The sequence below is a fragment of the Pseudomonas abyssi genome, from assembly GCF_002307495.1.
In the GTDB taxonomy this organism is placed as follows: Bacteria; Pseudomonadota; Gammaproteobacteria; order Pseudomonadales; family Pseudomonadaceae; genus Halopseudomonas; species Halopseudomonas abyssi.
This window is the reverse complement of sequence record NZ_NTMR01000020.1, coordinates 1-15,884: the sequence shown is the minus strand read 5'-3', so window position 1 is coordinate 15,884 and position 15,884 is coordinate 1. Positions and strand designations below refer to the sequence as shown.

At 59.2% G+C, this 15,884-nt stretch carries 13 protein-coding genes and 3 tRNA genes; 10 read left to right on the top strand and 6 right to left on the bottom strand.

Annotated features, from left to right (window positions below; all coding sequences use genetic code 11):
• Window positions 1–6: 6 nt before the first annotated feature.
• Window positions 7–1,305 (top strand): serine hydrolase domain-containing protein, encoded by a 1,299-nt coding sequence (locus CNQ84_RS14935; protein ID WP_096005640.1) that lies wholly within the window; start codon window positions 7–9, stop codon window positions 1,303–1,305.
• A gap of 93 nt (window positions 1,306–1,398) precedes the next feature.
• The gene (locus CNQ84_RS14930) at window positions 1,399–1,980 is read left to right on the top strand and encodes a CheB methylesterase domain-containing protein (protein WP_217350109.1); all 582 of its coding nucleotides are present in this window, start codon (window positions 1,399–1,401) and stop codon (window positions 1,978–1,980) included.
• 3 nt (window positions 1,981–1,983) lie between these two features.
• Here CNQ84_RS14930 and CNQ84_RS14925 read toward each other — a convergent pair whose 3' ends face one another.
• Entirely contained in the window at window positions 1,984–2,661 is a 678-nt protein-coding gene (locus CNQ84_RS14925; protein ID WP_096005638.1) for a DUF4197 domain-containing protein, read from the bottom strand.
• Between the two features lie 132 nt (window positions 2,662–2,793).
• Window positions 2,794–4,260, bottom strand: a complete 1,467-nt coding sequence (locus CNQ84_RS14920; RefSeq protein ID WP_096005725.1) for a spinster family MFS transporter — start codon at window positions 4,258–4,260, stop codon at window positions 2,794–2,796.
• A gap of 625 nt (window positions 4,261–4,885) precedes the next feature.
• On the opposite strand from CNQ84_RS14920, the gene CNQ84_RS14915 reads away from it, so the two are divergent.
• Window positions 4,886–5,152, top strand: a complete 267-nt coding sequence (locus tag CNQ84_RS14915; protein WP_083727833.1) for a DUF4212 domain-containing protein — start codon at window positions 4,886–4,888, stop codon at window positions 5,150–5,152.
• Between the two features lie 16 nt (window positions 5,153–5,168).
• Window positions 5,169–6,935, top strand: coding sequence for a sodium:solute symporter family protein (locus CNQ84_RS14910; RefSeq protein WP_096005637.1), 1,767 nt, complete (start codon window positions 5,169–5,171; stop codon window positions 6,933–6,935).
• Between the two features lie 59 nt (window positions 6,936–6,994).
• Here the strand turns inward: CNQ84_RS14910 and CNQ84_RS14905 are convergent, their stop codons facing one another.
• From CNQ84_RS14905 to CNQ84_RS14895, 3 genes are all read right to left on the bottom strand, one after another.
• Window positions 6,995–8,239, bottom strand: coding sequence for an OmpP1/FadL family transporter (locus tag CNQ84_RS14905; protein WP_096005636.1), 1,245 nt, complete (start codon window positions 8,237–8,239; stop codon window positions 6,995–6,997).
• Window positions 8,240–8,497: 258 nt separating this feature from the next.
• Window positions 8,498–9,208, bottom strand: coding sequence for a 3'-5' exonuclease (locus CNQ84_RS14900; RefSeq protein WP_245841432.1), 711 nt, complete (start codon window positions 9,206–9,208; stop codon window positions 8,498–8,500).
• On the bottom strand, window positions 9,205–11,139 hold the full coding sequence (locus CNQ84_RS14895) for a putative nucleotidyltransferase substrate binding domain-containing protein (RefSeq protein ID WP_096005635.1): 1,935 nt from the start codon (window positions 11,137–11,139) through the stop codon (window positions 9,205–9,207). The genes CNQ84_RS14900 and CNQ84_RS14895 overlap by 4 nt, the downstream gene beginning before the upstream one ends.
• Window positions 11,140–11,405: 266 nt before the next feature.
• Between CNQ84_RS14895 and gacA the strand changes: the two genes are divergently transcribed.
• From gacA to CNQ84_RS14865, 6 genes are all read left to right on the top strand, one after another.
• Window positions 11,406–12,050 carry a response regulator transcription factor GacA gene (gene gacA / locus CNQ84_RS14890; RefSeq protein ID WP_065335747.1) on the top strand — a complete coding sequence of 215 codons (645 nt, stop codon included), beginning with the start codon at window positions 11,406–11,408 and terminating at the stop codon, window positions 12,048–12,050.
• 14 nt (window positions 12,051–12,064) lie between these two features.
• Entirely contained in the window at window positions 12,065–13,879 is a 1,815-nt protein-coding gene (uvrC, locus tag CNQ84_RS14885) for an excinuclease ABC subunit UvrC (RefSeq protein ID WP_174704266.1), read from the top strand.
• Between the two features lie 30 nt (window positions 13,880–13,909).
• Window positions 13,910–14,479 (top strand): CDP-diacylglycerol--glycerol-3-phosphate 3-phosphatidyltransferase, encoded by a 570-nt coding sequence (pgsA, locus tag CNQ84_RS14880; protein ID WP_096005723.1) that lies wholly within the window; start codon window positions 13,910–13,912, stop codon window positions 14,477–14,479.
• A 164-nt stretch (window positions 14,480–14,643) separates the two neighbouring features.
• Window positions 14,644–14,719: transfer RNA gene (locus tag CNQ84_RS14875), tRNA-Gly, on the top strand.
• 49 nt (window positions 14,720–14,768) lie between these two features.
• Window positions 14,769–14,842, top strand: a tRNA-Cys gene (locus tag CNQ84_RS14870).
• Between the two features lie 11 nt (window positions 14,843–14,853).
• Window positions 14,854–14,940, top strand: a tRNA-Leu gene (locus tag CNQ84_RS14865).
• 526 nt (window positions 14,941–15,466) lie between these two features.
• Here the strand turns inward: CNQ84_RS14865 and CNQ84_RS14860 are convergent.
• Entirely contained in the window at window positions 15,467–15,685 is a 219-nt protein-coding gene (locus tag CNQ84_RS14860; protein ID WP_083727840.1) for a MerR family transcriptional regulator, read from the bottom strand.
• Window positions 15,686–15,884: the final 199 nt, after the last annotated feature.

Here is a 15,884-nt window from a genome sequence, read left to right as displayed (position 1 = left end):
CAGCCAATGACTCTGATACACGGCTTTCAACCACGCGCCACCCGCCGCCTGCACGCAGCGGCCGATAACGCCCCCGATTTGCCGGCGCCCGACAGCGTGCGCTATGAGCGGCTGGGTTATATGCGCGGCTTTCCGCCAGCGCCGGAGAAGCAGGTAACGCGTGGCGACTATCTGGTGCAGTACCCTAAGCTACGCTGGGCCTTCCAGCATATGCGCGAGCTGATTCCATCCCGGCAAGTACGGCGCGGCGCTGCTGCGGTCAGCGTGTTGGCGGCAGGTGAAGATCAGAGCGCGGCTATCGAAGCGCTGCCAGTTCAGCTGCGTGACGGCAGTGCCATCGACTTTGCCGAGTTTTTGCAGCGCAGCTATACCGACGCCTGCATCATCCTGCACCGCGGCAAGATCATTTTCGAGCAATACCCCAACCAGCCAGACCCGCTGAGCCCACACATGCTGTGGTCGGTCAGCAAATCCTTTACCGGGCTGATTGCGGCGCTGCTGGTCGCCGAGGGCACGCTGGATGCCCAGGCGCAGGTCACCGACATTATCCCCGAGCTGGCAGATTCCGGCTGGCGCGGCGCCAACGTGCAGCAAGTGCTGGATATGACGGCTGATATCAACTACTCCGAGGTCTACGCCGACGGCACCTCCGACGTTATTCATTATGGCCTGTCTGCCGGCATCACCCAGTCACCCGACTGGCGCGGCCCGACCAGCCTGTACGGATACTTGCCCAGCATCGGCGCAGCGCGTGAGCACGGCCGCTACTTTGCCTATCGCACCGTGCATACCGAGGTGCTGGGCTGGTTGATTCGTCGCACCAGCGGTCAGGATGTCGCCAGCCTGATTGGCGAGCGAATCTGGAGCAAGCTCGGGGCCGAGGAGGATGCGCTGATGCTGCTGGACCCGACGGGTACCGAGTGGGCTGGCGCAGGTCTGAACGCGACCCTGCGCGACCTGGCGCGCTTTGCCGAGATGCTGCGCCGCGGCGGACGCTGGAACGGTGAGCAAATCATCCCCGAGGCGATCATTGACGACATTCGTGGTGGTGCCGACAAGACAGCCTTTGCCGACTTTGGCCGGCGCGGCATGGAAGGGTATTCCTATCACAACCAATGGTGGATCAGTCACAACCCCGACGGCGTGTATGAGGCCATGGGCGTACACGGGCAACTGATTCATATCAACCCGGCCGCCGAGCTGACCGTCGTGCGTACCGCCTCCCACCCGATTGCCAGCAACGACTTCACCTACGAAATGACCCGCGCCGCGCTGGAAGCGCTAGCCAGACACCTCTCGCACTAATCCTCAAGCGGGCAGCGCCCGAGCTGCCCCGCTCCCAAAGCAGCCGGCAGCCCCATTGTCACCGACCAGGTAAGCTATCAGGGCACCGAGCATGTGATTGCCATCGGCGCATCCACCGGAGGCACTGAAGCCATCAGAGTGGTACTTGAATCGCTGCCGGTGGGGATGCCTGGTATCGTCATGACCCAACATATGCCACCGGGCTTCACCACCTCCTATGCAGCCAGGTTGGACCGGCTGTCTCGGCTGCGCGTGCAGGAGGTCAAGGGCGGAGAGCGGATACTGCCTGGTCACGCCTATGTGGCGCCGGGTGACAAGCACTTGCTGGTCGAGCGCTACGGTGCCGATCTGGTCTGCAAGCTATCCGATGCCGAGCCTGTGAACAGGCACAAGCCAGCGGTCGATGTCATGTTTGATTCGGTGGCGCACACCTGCGGTGCCAGCGCGACGGGTGTACTGCTGACGGGTATGGGCAAGGATGGCGGGCAGGGCATGCTGACCATGCAACAACACGGCGCCCTGACCATAGCCCAGGATGAAGCCAGCTGCGTGGTCTTTGGCATGCCCAAGGAAGCCATTCGGCTGGGCGGCGTCGTAGAGGTACTGCCACTGGATGAGGTGGCCGCGCGGCTGGTCTCGCACCTGAAACAGGTGGGACGCGGCAACCGGGTATAAGGCTCAAAGCGCGTCAAAAACCTTCTGCGCCAGGCTGCTCGCTGCGGCTGCCGGATCGCTGCGAATGGTCGCCTCTTGCCGGGCAATCATTTCAAACAGACCATCCAGCGCCTGCTCGGTGACGTAGCTTTCGACGCTGCTGGCGCTGGAGTCCACCACGCCGAAACCGGCGGCCTGCGTAGCAAGCGCGTTGTATTGCTGGGCAACCCCCACTTGGTCGGTGGCCTGTTTGACGGCGGGCAGAAACAGCGCGCGTATGTCGTCTCGGCTGGTGCTCTCAAGATAGCGCGTCGCCGCGTCCTCACCGCCGGTCAGAATACCCTTGGCGTCGGACAGACTCATTGAGCTGATGGCGTTGATCAGGATCGTCTCAGCCTGCGGGACCGCGGCCTCGGCTGCCTGATTCATGCTGTTCTCCAGGGCGGTAATCTGACTGCCCATGCCCATCATTTTCAGCGTCCGGGCTGCGCTGCCCAGTTTGCCGGGCAACTCGATGCGCACATCCGGGTTATCGCTGAAACCACCGGGCTGCCCCAGCTCGCGGACGGCGACCCTGGCCCCTTGGCTCAGGGCATCTTTCAGCCCCGTCGCGGTGTCCTGCTGAGTCAGGTCCGAGAGTGAAAGGGCGGCTACGTTAAACGACAGCAGAACAGTGCAGAGCATCAGGGCAGCGCGTTTCATGGAGAGCTCCAGGCTCGTGATGGGCTTTCCTAGACTCTAGACCATGCAGGGCAAGGCAGCCGAGCAGAATCACAGTGAGGGTGTGGCGTCAGATCAGGCGACCCGTCTGATCTGACGTCGATTTCTCCCCACTCAAGCCGTAACCGGCTTATCCCCCTGCCTGTCCACCATGTCGTTGCCGAGGCGGCGCCAGGTCAACAGGAAGCACAGCGCGCTGGCGAGGTACAGGCAGGCCATGATCACCATGGAGGTCTGCAGGCTTTGCGCATAGACTTGCCCACACACCTCCTGCAGGTTCTCACTCAACTGACCGACCACCGCAGGATGGCATTGGTTGCGCGTCAGTTCGCCCGCCGCGACCCCAAGCTCGGCAATGCCCGACTTGAAGAAAATGTCGGAGACGGCGCCAATAAACAGCGGGCCGAAGCCGTAGCCAAGCAGGTTGACCAGCAGCAGCATCACGGCCGTGGCCATGGCGCGCACCCGCATGCTGACCACACCCTGGCCAATGGTGTATTGCGCTGCCAGATAGCCGTACTTTACAAAGCCGCCGATAACCAGGCCGATGGCGGCGTAAAGCAAGTTGTTAGTGGTGAACGCGAAGATGTAGAACGGCACCGACAAGGCCAGGCCTGCCGCCGGTACCCAGGCGATCGCGCCCGGATGCTTCTGGTAAATGCGGGTCGCCAGCCAACCGGTAGCGAAGGTACCAATGGCCGCAGACAGCGCCACCGGCGTGTTGATCCAGATAGCCGCCTGACCGGCAGTAATTTCATAAGTGCGGACCAGAAACAGCGACTGGAACGAGGAGATACCGTAGCCACAAAATGCGGCAATGGTGGCACCCGCTGTCATCAGCCAGAACGCAGGCTTGCCCATCAGCTCCTGGATAGCCTCACTCAGATTGGCTCGTTCCTTTTTCTCGGTTTCCGGCGGATCGGTGTAGCCGCGCGGCGGCTCCTTGACCGTCAATTTGAAGACAAGGGCAACCAGCAAGCCCGGTAAACCGACGACGAAAAACGCGGTGCGCCAGTCGAACATGTCGGTAACCCAGCCGCCAACCAGGTTGGCGACCATGGTGCCGAGTGTCACGCCCATGGCGTAGAAGCCCAGTGCCTGGGAGCGTTCCCGCGGAATGAAGTAGTCCGCGATCAGCGAGTTGGCCGGCGGCGTACAGCCCGCCTCGCCAATACCGACACCAACCCGGCATATCAGCAGAATCCAGAACGCGCCTATGGTTAGCGAACCAATGGTCACTTCCGTCGCCAGACCGCAGGCTGCGGTCATCAGCGACCACAGCGCCACGCAGACGGTCATAATCCAGACACGATGGCCGACATCAGCAAAACGAGCTAGCGGAATACCCACGGCCGTGTAGAGCAGGGCGAAGCCAAAACCGGTCAGCAGCCCAAACTGTGTGTCGGTAATGCCGAGATCCGGCACCAGATCGGGGCCGACCACCGCGAGCAGCGCGCGGTCGACGAAATTCAGGATGTAGATGAGGGTTAACGCCAAAAGTACATAATTGCGGTAGGCCTTGGAGCCGTAGCCGGCCAAGTGGCCCTGGACTCCGCTTGCTGCGCCAATGCTGGCTTTCATGAACATCCCCCGTGCTGAGTACATTGTTATAAGTCGATGCGGGCTGTAGTGAGGCTTGGCTATGGTTCGCCCACTATCCCCGTCAGCATATCGACATCTTGAACAGGGTGTCGCCCCAATTGTTGAGCCTTGTCCGGCCTGCCAAACGACCAGCTTCTGTAACATTACAGCGCAGCAGTGGCACCGCGTGGCCTGCAAGCCACCTGGCTCGGTTTGCCGGCAGCTCCTAATCCATCTTGCAAATAGCACGGTATCAGCAAAATGCTGCGCACAACTGCGGCTCCCAGGTCATTCAAGGGGGGAGGGAGTCAACGTCAAGGTGGCGTTGCTTGTGACTATGCCGTTGCGGTGTACACCTGCTGGCTAAATCATGGGCCTGGCGTTTTCTTCACGCCACTATGGCCTGCTGCAAAGCGGTGTACGTCCTTAGTCTAATGAGCCGTCAGAGCAAACCTGCCATCGCGATAAAAAAGCATAAAAAACAAAATCTTACTTTTATTTATTGATGTTATTTAAAGGCATTGAACGACAGTACAAGCGCCGCGTTCTACCAAAGTCTTACTCTTCAGCCCCCATTCGCGGTGCTACCGTTATCAGCGTAATAACAACAACAATGGAGACGCTAATGTCCATGTCAAAAGAAGAGGCGGCGCGCGGCTACTGGCGTGAAAACCTCAAACTCATGATGATGCTGCTGGTCGTCTGGTTTGTGGTCTCATTCGGTGCCGGTGTGCTGTTTGTCGACCAACTCAATGCCATCACCTTCTTCGGATTCCCGTTGGGGTTCTGGTTCGCCCAGCAGGGCTCCATCTATGCCTTCGTGGTGCTCATCTTCGTGTACGTCTGGAAGATGAATCAGCTCGATCGCAAATACGACTTCCACGAAGAATAAGAACAGGAGTCCAGCGATGGATACCCAAACTCTGATCTATCTGTTCGTCGGGGCGACGTTTGCCCTGTACATCGGTATCGCCATCTGGTCGCGAGCTGGTAGCACCAGCGAGTATTACGTGGCCAGCAAAGGCGTTCACCCGATCGCCAACGGCATGGCCACTGGTGCTGACTGGATGTCTGCCGCATCCTTCATCTCCATGGCCGGTATCATCTCCTTCACCGGCTACGATGGCTCTGTCTATCTGATGGGCTGGACCGGCGGCTACGTGCTGCTGGCAATGTGCCTGGCTCCGTACCTGCGCAAATTCGGCAAGTTCACTGTGCCGGAGTTTGTCGGTGAGCGTTACTACTCACAGACTGCCCGGGTGGTGGCGGTGATCTGCGTGATCTTCATTTCCTTTACCTACGTAGCGGGCCAGATGCGCGGTGTCGGCATCGTGTTCTCACGTTACCTGGAAGTGGACATCAACACCGGCGTGGTCATCGGCATGGCCATCGTGTTCTTCTACGCCGTACTCGGCGGCATGAAGGGCATCACCTACACCCAGGTGGCGCAGTACTGCGTGATGATCTTCGCCTACATGGTTCCGGCCATCTACATCTCCATCCTGATTACCGGCAACCCGATTCCGCAACTGGGCTTTGGTAGCGAGGTAATAGGCACAGGTCAGTCCGTGCTGGAACGACTGAACGGGTTGGGGGCGGAACTGGGCTTTGGCGCCTATACCGACGGGTCCAAGTCCACCATCGACGTGTTCTTCATCACCATGGCCCTGATGGTCGGCACCGCCGGTCTGCCGCACGTTATTGTTCGCTTCTTCACCACGCCGACTGTACGAGATGCACGTAAATCAGCAGGTTATGCGCTGCTGTTCATCGCGATTCTGTACACCACAGCGCCGGCGGTAGCCGCCTTTGCACGCACCAACCTGCTGACCTCGGTGCCCAACACCGCCTATCAGGAAGTACCTGCCTGGCTGACTACTTGGGAAAACGCGGGCCTGATCGCTTGGCAGGACAAGAACAATGACGGCGTCATCCAGTACGGCCCTGGTACTCCCTTTGTCGGTGCGCCCAAGTTCACTGATGAGCGTGGTGCCAATGGCGAACGTCTGCTGAGCAATGAGCCGACCGCAGCCGCCACCGAGCTGTACGTTGACCGCGACATCATGGTTCTGGCAAACCCGGAAATTGCCCAACTGCCGGGCTGGGTAGTCGCCTTGATCGCCGCCGGTGGCCTGGCTGCCGCCTTGTCGACCGCAGCTGGCTTGCTACTGGTTATCTCGACATCGGTCTCCCATGACCTGCTGAAGAGCAACATGGCACCGAATATCACCGAGAAACAGGAGCTGCTGGCGGCGCGGGTGGCTGCGGGCGTCGCCATTGCCATTGCCGGTTTGTTCGGGATTTACCCACCCGCTTTCGTGGCGCAGGTGGTCGCCTTTGCCTTTGGCTTGGCGGCGGCCTCGTTCTTCCCGGTCATCGTCATGGGGATCTTCTCCAAGAAGATGAACAAGGAAGGGGCGATCGCCGGGATGGTCGTGGGCCTGACCTTCACCTTCGGTTACATCGTCTACTACAAGTTCATCAACCCGGCAGCAACGGCTGATGACTGGTGGTTTGGTATCTCGCCGGAAGGTATTGGCACCCTGGGTATGATCTTCAACTTCATCGCCGCGATTCTGGTAGCTTCCGTTACCAAAGCGCCGCCGGAGAAGATCCAGCACCTGATTGAGGATATTCGTATCCCGCGTGGCGCCGGTGCAGCAGTAGATCACTAAGCACCTGCCCAAATAAAAACGCCCCGCATATGCGGGGCGTTTTTTATTGCAGCACCAGATCAGAAGCGCCAGGTTGCCTGGGTAGCCAGACCGTGGGCTGAATTGCGGAAGTCAGCCGAGTAGTCGGCATAACCGACTTCCCCTTCGGATTCGCGCAGGTAAGAGTAGGCAAAGTCCAGTGTCAGATCCGGCGTAACATCCCAGCCTGCGCCCAGAGAGAAGACCTTGCGGTCCGATACCGGGATACGCACGGTACGGTGGGTGTCATTGGTCGGCGACGGGTCAACGGTAAAGCCTGCACGCAGCACCCATTGCGGGTTCAGCTGATAGGCCGCACCAACCGCCCAGGAGATCACGTCATCCCACTGCATGTCCTCCTCAACCGTGCCAAAGCTCGGCTGATAGGGCGCCAACAGGCCGCTGTTCTCTACCTCGATACCATCCAGACGGCTCCAGCGCGTCCAGGTGCCACCGGCATACAGCGTCCAGCGGTCATCCATTTCCCAGGTCACCGAGGTATCGACGGATTCGGGCATGGTGATGTCCAGCGCAGCATCGTAGCTGCCGTCCAGCCCCGGGAAGCTACCGAAACCACTGAAGCGGGTGCGGCCCTCAAGGCCGAAGTCGATCGCCGAATGATAGGTCAGGCCCCAGCGAACCTGGTCAGTGACCTGCACCAGCACACCGGCATTGAAGCCATAGCCGGTGTCATCGCCCTTGATATTGACCTCGGCGTTACTGCCCAGCGCCGCCAAGGGCTGGCTGGTCAGCTTGCCGCTGATGCGGTTGATGGTGGGGCCAAACCCGACCGACACGCGGTCGTTGATCTGGTAGCTCAGGGTAGGCTGCAGCGTGACAACCTGTACCTTGCTGTATAGGCCGTGCGCACGGCCTTGAAACGCGTCTTCATAATCGCTGATCACACCAAAGGGCGCATACATGCCGATGCCGGCGTGCCAGCGATCGTTCAGCGGCGTCACGAGGTAGCCAAAAGGTACTACCGCGTTCGGCACCATGTCACCGTCGTTGCTACCGGGGATAGCACCTTGCGCATTGTCGATGTCGGTGGAAGCGAAGATGGTGGCAAAACCACCGCTAATTTCAGTTCTGTCCAGCCTGGACATACCGGCGGGGTTGCCAAACAAGGTGCTGGCGTCCTCGGCGGAGGATGAGCGTCCTGCAAATCCAGTCCCCATACCGCTAGCGCTTTGCTCGTTGATGCTTAGGCCGTTGGCGTTGACGCCAGAAGCGGCGAGGGTGACGGCCAAGGCAACGGATGACTTCAGCCAGGCGTGTCTGTTCATGGAATGCTCCGGGGTGTCTGTCTTGGGAAAACGTCTCATGCAGTCGACAGTCGCTTCATGGAATAGGTTGCACTGAAGCTGTCAGGGAGGTCGGACTTGATCAGCGCCGCAGTTTGATACAAAAAGAGGCAATGACTCGACCATGATGAAACGAGAGCGCAAGCTAACAGCATCTGCGCCGATCATCCAGTACAGTTTGGGGAAATAAACCAACAAAAATAGAGCAAAAGCTCTAATCTCCGGCGATTTTGAGCTCAACTACAGACTGCCGATCCTCGCCTGGCGCAGACGTCGCCAATGCCGCAGACGGCTGTTCAGCTCCGCCAAGGTCGCGATGCCCTGGGCGCGAGCTCGGCTAAGCAGAATCAGCAGGATCTCCGCCGTCGCCAAGGCATCGGCGGCTGCGTGATGGCGTTGGCTGTTGCGCAGCTGAAAATAATCTTGCCAGTCATCCAGCGTTTTCCTGCCAGTTACCTCCGGGTACAGCATCGGAGCCAACTCCGCCACGTCAAGGAAGACATGCCGTAAACGGGTGTTCAGCGTCTGCCGCAGCCCGCGCTGCAACATGCGCTGATCAAAGGCCGCATGGAAGGCAACAAACACGCCATTGTCGGCAAAGGCCATGAAGTCCAGTAGCGCATCAGCCGGTGCTACGCCGCGGGCAACCTCACTCGGCGCGATACCGTGGATCAGCACCGACTCGGTCACTCGGTGATTTTCCTGGAACAACGTGCACTCATACTGGCTGCCCAGATCAATGCTGCCGTTCTCAACCACCACGGCACCCACGGACAGGATCCGGTCGCGATTGACGTTGAGGCCGCTGGTTTCCAGGTCCACCACGACGAGACGACAGCGCTCCAGCAAGGTGTCATCCAGCGCCTGGGGCGTCGGTAAGCGCGCCAGGCGAGCCTGCTGCTCGCTGTCCATCGCCTGACGCCGGGTGCCCAGCCAGCTCAACGGGTTCACAGGTTGTACCTCAGTGCCAGACTACCCTGCAGACGCTTGGCCTGGCGAAAGGACTCGCGCAGGATGCGCCGATCCAGCTGGTTCAGGCTATCCGGGTCCAGTCGATTGCTGAAGGGGCGCTGCTCACGCTCCTGCTGCTGATGCTGCTGCATGCGTACCAACTGGATGAACTGATAGCCCTCGATATAGGCGTCGGCATCCAACGGATCAAGCACACCGCGTTGACGCAACTGCTGCAAGCGCTCCAGCGTATTGCTCACGGCGATGCCATTGGCCAAGGCGAGCAGTCGGGCACCATCAACGAAGGGCCCCAGACCTTGTACCTTGATATCCAGCGTGTCCTTTTCAGCGCCACTGCGCGCAACCACAAAATCGCGCAGCCGGCCAATCGGCGGGCGATGCTGCAGCGCATTCTGCGCCATCTGCTGCTGAAACAGCGTATTGCTGCCGATCTTGCGCAGCACGCCCGAGAACACCTGGTCGGCTGCCCGCCGGTCGCCCCAGACCACCCGAAAGTCAAAGTAGATTGCTGACTTGAGCAGGTTGGCGGGCGTCGTGCTGGCAATGATGCGGTCAAAGCGCGCCTGCCATTCTCTTGCCGACAGGCATAGCTCCGGGTTGCTGGCCATGATATTGCCCTTGCACAGGGTAAAACCACATTGCGCCAACGCCTGGTTGATCTTGTCGGCCAGCGGCAGCAGCAGGGTGCGTCGCTCCTCGGCTTGCTCGGGGGAGGCGGCAGAGAACATCATGCCGTTGTCCTGGTCCGTGTGCAGCGTCTGCTCCTGGCGCCCTTCGCTACCAAAACACAGCCAACTGAAGGGCACGCCCGGATCACCGTGCTCGGCAATAGATAACTCGATCACGCGGCACACCGTATGATCATTGAACAGGGTAATGATACGAGTGATCTGCCCGGACGATGCACCGTGGGCCAGCATGCTGTCGACCAGTTGATGAATGTGGCTGCGCAGCGCAGCCAGGCGCTCCACGCTCTCGGCCTGCCGCAGGGTGCGTGCCAGGTGCACCAGGTTTACCCGCTGCAGGGAAAACAGATCTCGCTCCGACACCACGCCCGTCAGGCGACCATCATCGACCAGACAAATATGGGCGATATGGCGCCGCGTCATGGCGATGGCCGCATCAAAGGCGCTGGCGCTGGAGGGCAGGGCGGCGGGGTCCGGCGTCATCACGCTGCTGAGCGGACGGGTCAGATCAACCTCGTCGCTGGCAATCAACGCCCGCAGGTCACGCAGGGTAAAGATACCCAGCGGCGCCAGCGCCTCATCGGTGATCACAATACTGCCGATACTCGCCTCATGCATCTGCCGCACGGCGCTGCGTATCGGGGTGTCCGGAAGGCAGTGCACGGGCGAGTGGCCAACCAGCTCGTCGAGCCTGGCATCCAGCGAGTAATGGGCACCGAGGGTCTCGCTGGCCTGCTTTTGCGCCTGCTGATTGACCTGGTCCAGCAGGCTGCTGACCCCGCGCAAGGCAAAATCACGAAACGGCAGGGACCGGCTGAACAGGGTGACAAAGGCGTCGCGCTCAATGGTCAGGCAGAAGCTGTCCTGCGCTGCGCGGTGCAGGGTGCGGGTAGCACGCTCGCCCAGCAGGGCAGCCAGCGGAAAGCACTCTCCGGTGCCAATCTCGAACGTGGTATCCGGCCGGTCGGCATCGGCGACCACCCGCTCGCCGCGAATCAGCCCTTGCTTGACGATAAAAAAGCGCTGAACCGGGCCATCCTGCGGCTGCAGGATGGGCTCGCCCGCGGCAAAGAAGCGCAGCTGAGCCTGCTCAACCAGCCAGGCGAGGTGCGCGGGTTCCATCAGGTTGAAAGGCGGGTAGCTCTGCAGGAAGCCGATCAGCCCCTGAACGTTCTGCATCACGGCGGTTTTGCCCGCCTCGGCGAATTTGTCGTCTTTGTTCATGGCGCTACAGCTGTTGTTTTCCGGGGATTGTCTGCCGCAACCACATAACCCACTATTCGACCTATGTCGCCCCCGGTCGGCCAACGAGTTGGCGCGTCAGGCACAGACAAGTCATTTCATCTGGCAGGCCGTTTTGGTATTGTGACGCAAACGGCACGTTGAGCAATTGACCGGGCCGATTTGAGTATAGAAGAAAGGCAGCGTGCTGGGATGCCGCCTCCCGTTGGGGAGGAATAACAATGTTCGGTGTGTTCAAGGGGTAGTGCTTGATCAAAGTGCTGGTGGTTGATGACCATGACCTGGTTCGCATGGGCATCAGTCGTATGCTGGGCGATGTCCCTGGCCTGTCCGTGGTGGGCGAGGCCGATTGCGGTGAAAACGCCGTGACCCGGGCGCGCGAGCTCAAGCCTGACGTCGTCCTGATGGACGTGCGCATGCCCGGCATTGGCGGTCTGGAGGCCACCCGCAAACTGGTCCAGCATGATCGCAACCTCAAGGTCATCGCCGTCACGGTCTGTGATGAAGAGCCGTTCCCCACCCGCCTGATGCAAGCCGGCGCTGCGGGTTACGTCACCAAGGGTGCTGCTCTTGATGAAATGGTGTCAGCCATTCGCCAGGTTCACGCCGGACAACGCTACATCAGCCCCAACGTCGCCCAACAGCTGGCACTGAAACGTTTCAACCCAGGCGGCGACTCGCCGTTCGACTGCCTTTCCGAGCGCGAAATCCAGATCGCTTTGATGATCGTCGGTTGCGAAAAAGTGCAGAGCATCTCCGATAAGTTGTGTCTCAGCCCGAAAACCGTCAACACCTATCGCTACCGCATTTTCGAGAAACTGGGCATCACCAGTGATGTCGAGCTGACCTTGCTGGCGGTACGGCACGGCATGGTCGACGCCAGCCAGCAGTGAGTCAGTCAACGCCCCTGGACAGCAAAGCCTTTCTCGCCTCGGCCAGCAGCAAGCCCGGGGTCTATCGCATGTTCGATGCCGACGGTGCCTTGCTGTACGTCGGCAAGGCAAGCAACCTAAAAAAGCGCCTGTCCAGCTACTTCCGCAAAACCGGCCTGAGCCCCAAGACCGAGGCGCTGGTCAGCCGCATCCAGCAGATTGACACCACCATCACCGCCAACGAGACCGAGGCGCTGCTGCTGGAACAAAGTCTGATCAAGGCCAACCGGCCGCCGTATAACATCCTGCTGCGCGACGACAAATCGTACCCCTACGTATTTTTGTCCAGTAATGACGACTTTCCGCGCCTGGGTTTACACCGCGGAACCAAGCGCGCCAAGGGGCGCTACTTCGGCCCCTATCCAAGTGCCGGTGCGATTCGCGAAAGCCTCAGCCTGCTGCAAAAGACCTTTCTGGTGCGCCAGTGTGAAGACAGCTATTACCGTAACCGCACCCGGCCTTGCCTGCAGTACCAGATCAAGCGCTGCAAGGCTCCCTGTGTCGGCCTGGTAGACGCCGACGAGTATGCGGAAGACGTGCGCCATTCGGTCATGTTTCTGGAAGGGCGCAGCAACGCCCTGAACACGGAGCTGACCAGCGCCATGGAACAGGCGTCCATGAACCTGGACTTTGAACGGGCCGCCGAGTTACGCGACCAGATTGCCCTGCTGCGACGGGTGCAGGACCAGCAAAGCATGGACACCGAGCAGGGCAACGTGGATATCATCGCCGCGGCGGTGGCGCCCGGCGGCGCCTGTGTGCATGTCGTCATGGTCCGCAATGGCAGGGTGCTAGGCAGCAAAAACCACTTTCCCCGAGTGCCCATTGAGCAACAGCCCGGCGAGGTACTGGCAGCCTTCCTGCCGCAATACTATCTGGGTACCGCCGAACGCGAGCTGCCCCCCGAGCTGATCGTCAATGCCGAGCACCCCGATTTCGCCGTCATCGCCGAAGCCCTTGCTCAAGCGCGCGGGTACAACCTCAGCATTACCAGCCGAGTGCGCGGCAACCGAAAACGCTGGCTTGACCTGGCTGCGGGTAACGCCGAGCAGTCTCTGACCAGCCTGTTGAGCAATCGTCAACATGTTCATCAGCGCTTCGAGGCGTTGCAGCAGGCATTGCAGCTGGACGAGCTGCCCACTCGCCTGGAGTGCTACGACATCAGTCACTCCAGTGGTGAAGCGACCGTCGCCTCCTGCGTGGTGTTTGGGCCGGAAGGGCCGCTGAAAAGCGACTATCGCCGCTTCAACATCGAGGGCGTTACGGCCGGCGACGATTACGCCGCCATGCGTCAGGCACTGCACCGCCGCTTCAGCCGTCTGAAAGAGGGGGAGGGCAAGATGCCCGATGTACTCTTGGTTGACGGCGGCAAAGGCCAGATGAACATGGCGATCGAGGTTCTGCAGGAGCTGGCCATTCATGACCTGACGCTGCTAGGCGTAGCCAAGGGCGTCACCCGCAAGGCTGGCATGGAAACCCTGTACCTCAACGACCCGCACAATGAGCTGGTGCTGCCCGGCCATTCGCCTGCCTTGCATTTGATCCAGCATATACGTGATGAAGCGCACCGCTTTGCCATCACCGGACATCGCCAACGGCGCGGCAAGGCACGCACCAGTTCCAGCCTCGAGGGCATTGCCGGTGTTGGACCCAAGCGCCGCCGTGAACTGCTGCGCCATTTTGGTGGCCTGCAGGAGCTGAAGCGGGCCAGCGCCGCAGAAATCGCCAAAGCACCGGGTATCAGTAAAAAACTTGCAGAACAGATTTATGCCGCCCTGCATAGCGATTAGAATGCTCTGTTGCTAACAATGGCCGAGACCATGAACATCCCAAATATCCTGACCCTCATCCGGGTTGCCCTGATTCCGATTTTCATCCTGCTGTTCTACATGCCGTTCCACTGGAGCTACATGGCGGCTGCGGTGGTGTTCACGCTGGCAAGCGTGACCGACTGGCTCGACGGGTACCTGGCCCGCAAGCTGCAGCAGAGCACACCTTTTGGCGCCTTTCTCGACCCGGTAGCCGACAAGCTGATGGTGGTGATTGCGCTGGTGCTGCTGGTACAGCATCACGCCAACTTCTGGATCACCGCGCCAGCCGCCATCATCATCGGTCGCGAAATCGTCATCTCCGCACTGCGCGAGTGGATGGCCGAGATGGGCGCACGAGCCCAGGTCGCCGTATCGCAGCTCGGCAAATACAAAACCGCGCTGCAGATGGTGGCACTGGTGGTCCTGCTCGCCAACCCGCCTGAGTTCACGTTGTGGGTGATGCTGGGCTATGTACTGTTGGCCTTGTCTGCCGTGCTGACGCTCTGGTCCATGGTGGTCTACCTGATTGCCGCCTGGCCGCACCTGCGTCCCGACAGTGATCAAAATTCCGCCAAATAAGTTTTTTTGAATCAATGACTTGACAGGTCGGCGCAGAAGGATAGAATGAGCGCCGTCCGATGCGATGACCGCTCAATACGGCGCATTCAAGTGTCGCTCGGCTCAAGCAAGAAAAGCTCTATTAAGTAGAGCTCGACCTTAGGGTCAGGTAATACTAGTTTTACGCGGGAATAGCTCAGTTGGTAGAGCACGACCTTGCCAAGGTCGGGGTCGCGAGTTCGAGTCTCGTTTCCCGCTCCAGTTTTATATTCTGTTGACGTCATCCACAACAGAGTAGTCGCCCTTTAGAGGCCGGGTGGCAGAGTGGTCATGCAGCGGATTGCAAATCCGTGTACGCCGGTTCGATTCCGACCTCGGCCTCCATCTTTACTTTCGCCCGGATGGCGAAATTGGTAGACGCAAGGGACTTAAAATCCCTCGGATTGCAATCCGTGCCGGTTCGACCCCGGCTCCGGGCACCAAATTTCTCCATCAAAATCAGTAAGTTACGGCGAAAAATTTTTTTCTCATCGCGCCGCCAAGCTGCTTGGAAACTTTTTGGAAACTTTCGACCTGATTTTCAGCAGCTCCTGGAATCTTTTCCCAGCTGACCGCAGCTATTCAGTCCAAGCCTGGACGCGGAAGACCATACCTTTCTCTGTGCTCATCCAGCGCCTTGAGCTCTGCCTGAACGACCTCGTCTGAAGGTTCAGGTATCACGTCACCAGCTCGCCGGTTGGGTTCGCCTGGCAGTGTCAGCTTGCGGTTCCTGAGATTGTATCCAGTAGCTTCAGCAGACTGTTCGCCACGTGAGTAAGCCTGGATCTCTTGTCGAGCGTGTTCGTTCAGCTCTGATGGGGCGAGTGTCATTGTGCTACCTCTATCTGCCGAAACAGTTGTGTAGCACAAGCTCAGGGGCGGGGTAGTGCGAGTTTGAGCTCAAACAGTGAGCCAAGCTTCCCAAGGGGGGAAGAGAACTAAGCTGCCCAGCGGGCAGTGAACAAAAAATTACTGGAACAAATAGTGCTTCTTGAAGTTCTCTACGTCATCTTCTTTGTAAACAACTCGGCGATCAATACGCGATTTATACGGCAACAGATCATCACGTAGCCCCGTATACCGCCAGTGCCTCAGTGTGTTCTGAGAAACACCCAACCGCATAGATGCCTCTTTAGCGCTAATGTAAACACAAGAATCTTCATTACGACTTAAAACAGCAGTACTCATCTATTAACCTTTATTTGATAAATTGACATGCCGACAACCCTCTCTCAGTTGTCAATATATACGTTAATCGCCAGCCATAATTGCGCAAAGCCATGAATTGTATTTTTTTGTAATCCATAATTGACTTTTTAAATTTTGCAACAGTATAGGATTCCTATACTCACTACCTCATTCAGTAAGGGCGGCCGCAAAAACTGAG